Here is a 2913-nt window from a genome sequence, read left to right on the forward strand (position 1 = left end):
TTTGAGTATTTCATATTTCTTTTGAATTAACTTTAAATTTTCAAAAAACAACTTATAATTTCTCATTTTGACCCTCCTTTTTTATTATAGACTTTTACACCCTAATTAACGTTTTTTATAAGGTTAAAACGCAAAAAAAAGAGAGATAATATCCCTCTCCTACTTTAGTTAATTTTTATTTAAAATATTATTTATTTTTTCTAAATATTTTATTATTTCTATTTTTTCTTTTTCTTTTAATTTTTCAGTTCGTTCATTTATATTTGTAAGTAAGTTTTCATAATTTTTAAAATTATATTGTGCTACAAAATCTATTTCCTCTTTAACTTCAATAACATCATTACACTGAAGATTATTTATAATCTCTTTAATCTCCATATCTTTATTAATAGACTCTATATACTTATCTTTATATTCTGAGCTTGATATAATCTCGATATATTTCACTGGTAGTGTTGCTATAAGAGATTTTTTAGAATTATCTACTAATAAATATATTTCATATCTATTTCTATATCTAAGGGCAGTTCTAACACTAACTCCATTACACTCTAGCCACTTGCTATAGACTCCCTCTTTACTCCCTGATTTTGCTAATTTATTATAAACTTCACTAAAAATTCTTCCTAGTTCAATTATATTTTTAGTTTGTATCTTAAATAGTTCAATAGATCTATCCTTTAAAAAATTAACAAGTTCTTCCTCTTCTGCGATAGTATTTATAACATCTAAGTTCATATATTTATCTAAATTTTCATCTAATACTATTGGAGGGTCTGTTGTTCCAACCATTTCTTTTAATCTTTTAGTTACATCAGTTTTATTTAATCTATTTTTAATTTTATCCTTCATTTTCAACTCCCTAAAAAAGCTTCGGTCACATGTCCGACACTTTTAAAATTTTTATATTTGTTCTATAACATCTAATAATATCTCTTGAATTTGTTCTGCTGTTTTATTTGAAAACTGCCATATTGATTTTTTACTATCTAACATGTTTTCAAGAAAAGATACGTGATTAATAGGTTTGCTTATAAAAATTGGACTGTCTTTTAAGTCAGCTTTTAAAGCTTCATAATATTTTTTTTGATTTTGACTAGCTCTATATCTATTTGTAACAATTGCTTTTACTTTTTTTATATCCACTTCTTTTAAAAGATTAATAACACTTTTTAAAGTTACTTCATCTGCATAAGTTGGAATAATAATTGAGTCTGTTTTCTCCAAAAATACAGCATCTAATTTTAAAATTGCAGTACTATCAATAATAGTATAGTCATATTCCTCTCTACACTCATCTAAGAAAACAGGTAAATTTTTTAAAAATTGATTAGAAAATTTATTGTCCTCTAAAGGTAAAAAATATAAATTTTTACTTAATCTAAAGTATTCTCCCTCTTTTCTTGATACTTCAGCTTTCAATCCATTTTTAAATTCTAAAAATCCACTTAATAAATAGTCAAATACATTATTTTGTGAATCTGATGTAAGTATTAATACTTTATTTTCTGCAAGGGCTAATCCTGAAGCTAGTTGAGTTGTTAAAAAAGTTTTCCCAACACCACCTTTGTTATTTTTTATAGTTATTATTTTTCCCATTACTTCCCTCCCAAAACTTAAAAACAGATTCTTTTAAATCTTTTTATTTTCTTTTATTTAAAAAATCTTACCATAACTTGCTATTTAATACAACATTTACAATTAAGAAAATTATGCTTTTTTTAAAATGTTAAAATTGATATTGGAGGAAATGGAATACACTGGAATGATGAATTAGATTTAAGTGATCTTGAAATTTAGAAAAATAGCAAGAGATAATCACTTAACTTTACCCTACCCACCCTATACTGCAAGGTACTCTATTAAATTAAATATTATAATTATCATTTCTAATAATTTTGCATTGCACAAAATATCTTTATTTTTATAGGTTTATAGAGTATATAAATAATAAAATGTTTTAAGGGGGCAGAAAAAATGAAAAAAACTAACAATTATTTTAAATTGGAAAACCTTCTTATTGATGACTACAAAATTAAAGAAAGTGACAATTACAAAATAGTTTCTCTTTTCTCCAATGCTTATGAAAAATTTGTTTTTGCTATTATTGAAAGATATGGTAATAACTCAATTGCCTTTCCCAGTCAAAGAAAAATCGCTCAAACTCTACTTTGTTCCAAAAGCCAAGTTGAAAAAACTATAAAATCTTTAAAAGAAAAAAATCTAATTATCCTTACAACACATCCAGATAAACAAACCAAAATATATACAACTTGTAATTTACAAGAGAGATATTTAGAACTTTATGGGCCTCAAACACCACCCTCTAAAAAAAGAACCCCTACCCTATATAATACGAACAATAAAGAACTAGAGAACAAAAACAATAGTAAAATAACTAATAACAGTATAAATCAAGAAAAATTAAATGAAATTTCAAAATTAATTGATGAAATTATAAATGAAACAAAAATCAAAATAAACTTTCAAACTAAAAAAAACATTTTAAATTTAACAGCTTTAAAAAGTATTTCTACAGAGAGGATCTTTATTCCAAAAGTGGAACAAAGGGCAAGGATACATATATAAGGCTCTTAAATTTGATTGGATTCTTAAAGATGAAAAAATAAAATCAACCATACATAATATTGCTTTAAATAAAGTGCATGAAAAAAAAGCAATAAGTATAGCTATTGAAAGAGGTATGTCCTTTGATATTTTAAATGCTATGAAAAAAAATGCTTTTAGTATTTATTGTAAAACTCTTGAAAATCTCTTAAATGGAAGTTTAGAAAAAAATTGATTTTATATGCTATAATCCCCTTATATCAAAGATACAATACAGAATCTTGGAGGGAGATATGAGTTTAATTTCAAATAGAAATATAACCATGTATGATGAATTAAAAAAAT

General features: G+C 24.2%; 3 protein-coding genes. 1 reads left to right on the plus strand and 2 read right to left on the minus strand.

Features of this window, described 5'->3' with window-relative positions:
• Positions 1 to 168: 168 nt before the first annotated feature.
• Both Q0V09_RS10035 and Q0V09_RS10040 read right to left on the minus strand, forming a co-directional pair.
• A complete protein-coding gene (locus Q0V09_RS10035) occupies positions 169 to 852 on the minus strand; it encodes a hypothetical protein (protein ID WP_297489158.1) in 684 nt (227 codons plus the stop codon).
• Positions 853 to 903: 51 nt separating this feature from the next.
• The gene (locus tag Q0V09_RS10040; protein ID WP_297407743.1) at positions 904 to 1599 is read right to left on the minus strand and encodes a ParA family protein; all 696 of its coding nucleotides are present in this window, start codon (positions 1597 to 1599) and stop codon (positions 904 to 906) included.
• Positions 1600 to 1977: 378 nt separating this feature from the next.
• Between Q0V09_RS10040 and Q0V09_RS10045 the strand changes: the two genes are divergently transcribed.
• Positions 1978 to 2589, plus strand: a complete 612-nt coding sequence (locus Q0V09_RS10045; RefSeq protein WP_297489160.1) for a helix-turn-helix domain-containing protein — start codon at positions 1978 to 1980, stop codon at positions 2587 to 2589.
• Positions 2590 to 2913 lie beyond the last annotated feature (324 nt).

Origin of the sequence: uncultured Cetobacterium sp., from assembly GCF_947039425.1 — a bacterium.
Classification (GTDB): domain Bacteria; phylum Fusobacteriota; class Fusobacteriia; order Fusobacteriales; family Fusobacteriaceae; genus Cetobacterium_A.